Origin of the sequence: Pseudomonas trivialis (genome assembly GCF_001439805.1) — a bacterium.
Taxonomy (GTDB): domain Bacteria; phylum Pseudomonadota; class Gammaproteobacteria; order Pseudomonadales; family Pseudomonadaceae; genus Aquipseudomonas; species Aquipseudomonas trivialis.
Genome location: NZ_JYLK01000005.1, coordinates 352599 through 358746 on the forward strand (window position 1 = coordinate 352599; position 6148 = coordinate 358746).

Consider the following 6148-nt stretch of genomic DNA (forward strand, 5'->3'; position numbering starts at 1 on the left):
TTTTTCATAAGAATAAAAGTCGGAGAATCGTCATGTCCAAAAAACGCCCCGTCATCATTACCTGCGCCGTGACCGGTGCCATTCATACGCCGTCGATGTCGCCGCATTTGCCGATCACTGCCCAGCAAATTACCGACGCCGCCCTTGGGGCCGCCGATGCCGGCGCGGCAATCGTGCATTTGCACGCCCGTGACCCGGTCGACGGCCGCCCCAGCCAGGACCCGGCGCTGTTCGCCCAATTCCTGCCGCATATCAAGGCCGCCAGCGACGTGGTGATCAACATCACCACCGGCGGCGCGCCCACCATGGGCGTGGAAGAGCGTCTGCAACCGGTGATGCAGTTCAAGCCCGAACTGGCCTCGCTGAACATGGGGTCGATGAATTTCGGCCTGTACGAAATGCTCAACCGCTTCACCGAGTTCAAGCACGACTGGGAGCGGCCGTACCTGGAAGAGAGTGACGACCGCATCTTTCGCAATACCTTTCGCGACATTGCCCACATCCTCAACGCCTGCGCTGAAAACCGCACGCGGTTCGAGATCGAGTGCTACGACATCGGCCACCTCTACACCGCCGCGCACTTTCTGGAGCGCGGTCTGCTCAAGCCGCCGTTGTTCATTCAGTCGGTGTTCGGCCTGCGCGGCGGCATCGGCGGCCACCCGGAAGACCTGGCGCACATGCGGCGCACCGCCGACCGACTGTTCGGCGACGACTACGTGTGGTCGATCCTCGGCGCCGGGCGTGGGCAAATTCCGCTGGCCACCATGGGCCTGTCCATGGGCAGCAATGCGCGGGTGGGCCTGGAGGATTCGCTGTGGGACGGCCCGGGCAAATTGGCCGCGTCGAATGCCGACCAGGTGCGGCGCATTCGCACTGTGATCGAAGCCCTTGGCCACCGCGTCGCCACGCCGGACGAGGCGCGGGAAATCCTCGGGCTCAAGGGGCGCGACCAGGTCAACTTTTAATCCAGCAAACGGCCGCGTCATGGCGCGGCCAGAGTCCCGCACAACAACAATAAGGGGATCACCATGCGTATCGAAGTACTTGTGGACGTCAAGACCACCCTGGGCGAAGGCCCGGTGTGGGACGTCGAACAACAACGGCTGTACTGGATCGACAGCGTCGACGGGCGGATTCTGCGCTGCACCGACGATGGCCGCGAACTGCGTGCCTGGGACGTCGGCCAGAAGATCGGCTCCATGGCCCTGCGTCACAATGGCGAGACGGCCATCGTCGCGCTGCAAAACGGCATACACACCCTGGACATGCACACCGGCGACCTGACGCTGGTCTGCGATCCGGAGCCGCACTTGCCGCACAATCGCCTCAACGACGGCAAGGTCGACCGTCAGGGCCGCTTTATTTTCGGCTCCATGGACACCCGGGAAGACAGCGCCAGCGCCAGACTCTACCGGCTGGACGCCGACCTGAGCCTGCACACCCTCGACGACGGCATCATCGTGTCCAACGGCCCCTGCTGGAGCCCGTGCGGCCAGACCTTCTACTTTTGCGATACCTGGTCCGGCGACATCTGGGCCTACGACTACGACCTGGCCACCGGCAACGTGAGCAACCGGCGCACCTTCGCCAAGGTCGACACGTCCGGCGGCGGCGCCGCCGATGGCTGCACCGTCGACGCCGAAGGTTGCCTGTGGCAAGCCCTGGTGTACGCCGGAAAACTGGTGCGCTACACCCCCGACGGCCACGTCGACCGGGTCATCGCGATGCCGGTGAAGAAGGTCACCAGCCTGACCTTCGGCGGGCCGAACCTCGACACCCTGTTTGTGACGTCAATGGCCAGACCGCCGCTGCCGCGTTTTCCGGCGGACGGTCAGCAGCGCGGCGCGCTGTTCGCCGTTACCGGGTTGGGCGTGCAAGGAATAGACGAGCGACGGTTCGCCAGCTAGCGCGTGTGTGTGACAAGGCAAATTCCTTCGCAATCTTGTGTCAGTGCGCGCCTTTGCGCGCCTGGAGAGGCCCATGGCAACTATCAAAAAAGCGTCGCTGCGCAACATTCACCGGCATTCCTGGGTATCGCTGCTGGTGTGCTGGATGATCTGGATCCTCAACGCCTACGACCGTGAAATCGTATTGCGCCTGGGGCCGACCATCTCCAAGCATTTCGATCTGTCCGCCGACCAATGGGGCACCGTCGCCACGGTGGTCATGCTGGCTCTGGCCCTGCTGGATATCCCCGGCTCCATGTGGAGCGACCGCTACGGTGGCGGCTGGAAACGTGCACGCTTCCAGGTGCCGCTGGTGCTGGGCTACACGGCGATCTCGTTCCTTTCCGGCTTCAAGGCGTTGAGCGGCAACCTTGCCACCTTCATTGCGCTGCGTGTGGGCGTCAACCTGGGCGCGGGCTGGGGTGAGCCGGTGGGCGTGAGCAACACCGCCGAATGGTGGCCGGTGGAACGGCGCGGGTTTGCCCTGGGCGCGCACCATACCGGCTACCCGATTGGCGCCATGCTCAGTGGCATCGTCGCCAGCTTTGTGATCACCGTATTCGGCGAGGACAACTGGCGCTACGTGTTCTTTTTCGCCTTTGTCGTGGCCTTGCCGCTGATGATTTTCTGGGCGCGCTATTCCACCGCCGAGCGCATCACCGCGCTGTACGTCGACATCGCCGCCAAAGGCATGACACCACCGGACAACGCCCCGGCCAGTTCGGTAAAAGGCGAAGCCTGGCGCACGTTTGTGGCTACCTTGCGCAACCGCAATATCGCCCTCACGGCGGGCAATACGATGCTCACCCAAGTGGTGTACATGGGCGTGAACATCGTGCTGCCGGCGTACCTCTACAACATCGTCGGGCTGTCGCTGGCGGAGTCGGCGGGGATGAGTGTGGTGTTCACCCTCACCGGCATTCTCGGGCAACTGGTGTGGCCTTCGCTGTCGGACGTGATCGGCCGGCGCACCACCCTGATCATCTGCGGGCTGTGGATGGCGGCCAGTGTCGGCGCGTTCTACTTTGCCAACACCCTCACCCTGATCATTGTCGTGCAGTTGTTGTTCGGCCTGGTGGCCAACGCGGTGTGGCCGATCTACTACGCGGTGGCCTGCGACTCGGCCGAGCCGTCCGCCACCTCCACCGCCAATGGCATCATCACCACCGCGATGTTCATCGGCGGCGGCCTGGCGCCAGTGCTGATGGGCAGTCTGATCGCCATGGGCGGTGGCTGGACCACCTTGCACGGCTACACGGTGTGCTTCTTCGTGATGGCCGGTTGCGCGTTGGGCGGCGCGCTGCTGCAACTGTTTTCCCACCGGCCCCAGACGGTGCGTGCGGCCTGATTCGCCGCCTGCACATAGACGCCGGCCCCCGCGCTTTCTACACTGCGGCTTGTCGTGGGGAAGGGGGCAGGCGCCGATGAATCGCAATGAATTACGCAAGGCCGATATCAACCTGATGGTGGTCTTCGAAGCGTTGATGCTCGAGCGCAATGTAACGCGGGTGGCCGAGAAGCTGTTTCTTGGCCAGCCGACCATCAGTTCGGCGCTCAACCGCTTGCGCACCTTGTTCAATGACCCGCTGTTCATTCGCGTGGGCCACCGCATGGAGCCCACGGCGCGTGCCGAAGAAATCATCCAGCACCTGTCGCCGGCCCTGGACTCCTTATCGTCGGCCTTGAGCCTGACCCACGATTTCGACCCGTCCATCAGCACCATGACCTTTCGTATCGGACTGTCCGATGACGTCGAGTTCGGCCTGCTGCCGCCGTTGCTGCGCAGCCTGCGCCAGGAGGCGCCGCAGGTGGTGTTTGTGGTGCAGCACGTCGACTACTGGCGCATTCCCGACCTGCTCGCGTCCGGCGACATCACCGTCGGCATCACCCAAACCCGTGGCCTGCCGGCCAATGCCAAGCGCAAGCTGTTGCGCCATATCCACCCGCGCATCCTGCGCGCCGATGCCTCGCAAACGCCGTTGACCCTCGACGAATATTGCGCACGCCCCCATGTGCTGGTGTCCCACACCGCCAACGTGGCGGGCTTTGCCGATGAGTGGCTGGCGGAAATCGGCCGCAAGCGCCAGGTCGTGTTGTCGGTGCCGCAGTACAGCGCCCTGCCGGCGCTGCTGGCCGGCACCGACCTGATCGCCAGCCTGCCGGACTACACCGCCGAAGCCATGGCGGTGTCGGGCAAGCTGTTCTGCGAACCGTTTCCGTTTCAGACGCCAACCCTGGACCTGTCCATGGTCTGGCTCAGCCACGTGGACACCGACCCTGCCGAGCGCTGGGTGCGCTCGCGGCTGGAAGCGTTCATGAGCGATCGCGGCTTGGCCGCGCCGCTCTAGAGCAAGCCCTGGTCGGCGCAGGCCTTGACCACCTGCTCGCGAAACCAGCTGTTGGCGCCGTCCTGCGCGCCGGCTTCCTTCCACTGCATATCCAGGGTAAACCCGGGCAGACCGCTCGGCGCCTCGCAGTGGCCGAAGACCGTGGCGGGAGCCAGCAGCTTCTGCACGCGACGCGGCAGGGTAACGATGAAGTCGGTGCCGCTGATCATCTTCAACGCGGCGCTGTAACTGTTGGCGCGCGCGACCACCTGGCGCTTGTGGGCCTGGCGCGCGAGCCAGCCGTCGATCATGTTGGTGGCCGAGGTCCACGGCGTGGGGAACACGTGGCGCCGGGCCACGAAGGCTTGCAGGCTGAACGCCGGCTCCGGCGGCGCCGCGCGTTTGTCGAACACACACACCAGGTCGTCCTCCAGCAGCATCTGGGTCTTGAAGTCCTTGTGCGCACGGTGAAAGTGCGGGCCGAAGCAGATCACCAGGTCCAGGCGGCCATCGCGCAAGTCGTCGGCGGGGATGTCGGTTTCCAGACGCTGCACATTGACGATCACCGGCAGGTCGGCGCGGTCGAAGTCCTTCAGCAGGCGCGGCAGGATCAATTGCTCGAAATATTCCGGGGCGCACACGTTGAACGTCACGGCCTTTTGCGCAGGGTCGAACGGCTGGTCGCCGGCGTGGCACAGGTTGATGCTTTCGAGGATCCTCTGCACATGGCCGTACATGGTCGTGGCCTTGGACGTGGGACGCATGCCCGCGCGGGTGTTGATAAACAACTCATCTTCGAAACTGGTGCGCAGTTTCTTCAAGCTGTAGCTCACGGTGGACTGGCTGACGAACAGCGTTTCAGACACGTCGGTAACGCTGCTCTGGTCGTAGACGGCGATAAACACCATCAGGTCCTGCATATCGAGTTTTCTGAGCAAGTTACTGTTTAGCATCGGTTCCGTCCGCAAACCTTCGGTACCGAATTCAGTACACGACAGTGCAAAAGCTTAACGGAACGGTCGTGCCAATAGAAAGTTCTGTAGGGCGTTTCTATGTTTGTCGTGGGACAAATAATGTCCACAACACGACCTCAGCGTATGCCGGGCGTAGTGCCGTGGATTGAAGCGCGTGACCATCAGCAGCATCACCACGACCACCGCTGTCAGCGACCACCAGGCACACGTGAAACTGCCCAAATGGTCGAGGTGGTCCATGACGAGGATCAGGCTCATCGGAAACAGCCCACCGATGCCCAGGCCGAGCAGGCAAGGCCCTAACAGACTCAACGGCTGGGGCTTGAGGGATCAGGCCGCAGAAGCCCCCTGCCACATTTTTGCCTGTGTTGTGTCAGTGGTAGACGGTAAAGTGCTGCGCCAGGGCCATTGAAAACATGCTGACTGACCCACCGCCAATCAAAGTGTGGGAGGGGGCTTGCTCCCGATAGCGGTGTGTCAGCCCAAGAAGTCTCAACTGACCCGCCGCCATCGGGAGCAAGCCCCCTCCCACATTTTTGCCTGTGTTGGGTCAGTGGTAGACGGTAAAGTGCTGCGCCAGGGCGATTGAAAACATGCTGACTGACCCACCGCCAGTCAAAGTGTGGGAGGGGGCTTGCTCCCGATAGCGGTGTGTCAGCCCAAGAAGTCTCACCTGACCCGCCGCCATCGGGAGCAAGCCCCCTCCCACATTTTTTGCCTGTGTTGTGTCAGTGGTAGATGGGGAAGTGCTGCGCCAGGGCCATTGAAAAAAATGGTTCTTCACGGAATCCCGGGAAAGACAGAAACAAGAACGCCGATTTGATTGATGATGTTCGTGCGAGCAAACACATCTACCAAACCGGCGTTCTTATGCACGATATTAATACTTTCCTTCCTTTTT

5 protein-coding genes and 1 pseudogene are annotated in these 6148 nt (G+C 62.6%); 4 read left to right on the top strand and 2 right to left on the bottom strand.

What is annotated here, in order from left to right; translation table 11 throughout:
* The first annotated feature begins 32 nt into the window (after nucleotides 1-32).
* The 4 genes from kce (at nucleotide 33) to TU79_RS10580 (ending at nucleotide 4294) form a co-directional block, all read left to right on the top strand.
* Nucleotides 33-965, top strand: a complete 933-nt coding sequence (gene kce / locus TU79_RS10565) for a 3,5-dioxohexanoate:acetyl-CoA acetone transferase (RefSeq protein WP_057007930.1) — start codon at nucleotides 33-35, stop codon at nucleotides 963-965.
* 63 nt (nucleotides 966-1028) lie between these two features.
* Entirely contained in the window at nucleotides 1029-1907 is an 879-nt protein-coding gene (locus TU79_RS10570) for an SMP-30/gluconolactonase/LRE family protein (RefSeq protein WP_057007931.1), read from the top strand.
* A 73-nt stretch (nucleotides 1908-1980) separates the two neighbouring features.
* Complete coding sequence (locus TU79_RS10575; protein WP_057007932.1) at nucleotides 1981-3294, top strand: MFS transporter; 1314 nt, start codon at nucleotides 1981-1983, stop codon at nucleotides 3292-3294.
* A gap of 76 nt (nucleotides 3295-3370) precedes the next feature.
* A complete protein-coding gene (locus TU79_RS10580) occupies nucleotides 3371-4294 on the top strand; it encodes a LysR family transcriptional regulator (RefSeq protein ID WP_003233981.1) in 924 nt (307 codons plus the stop codon).
* Here TU79_RS10580 and TU79_RS10585 read toward each other — a convergent pair.
* Together TU79_RS10585 and TU79_RS25205 are read right to left on the bottom strand one after the other, a co-directional pair.
* Nucleotides 4291-5226, bottom strand: coding sequence for a LysR family transcriptional regulator (locus tag TU79_RS10585; RefSeq protein ID WP_057007933.1), 936 nt, complete (start codon nucleotides 5224-5226; stop codon nucleotides 4291-4293). The genes TU79_RS10580 and TU79_RS10585 overlap by 4 nt on opposite strands.
* A gap of 54 nt (nucleotides 5227-5280) precedes the next feature.
* Nucleotides 5281-5602: pseudogene (locus tag TU79_RS25205) on the bottom strand (hypothetical protein); the annotation flags it as partial.
* Between the last annotated feature and the right edge of the window lie 546 nt (nucleotides 5603-6148).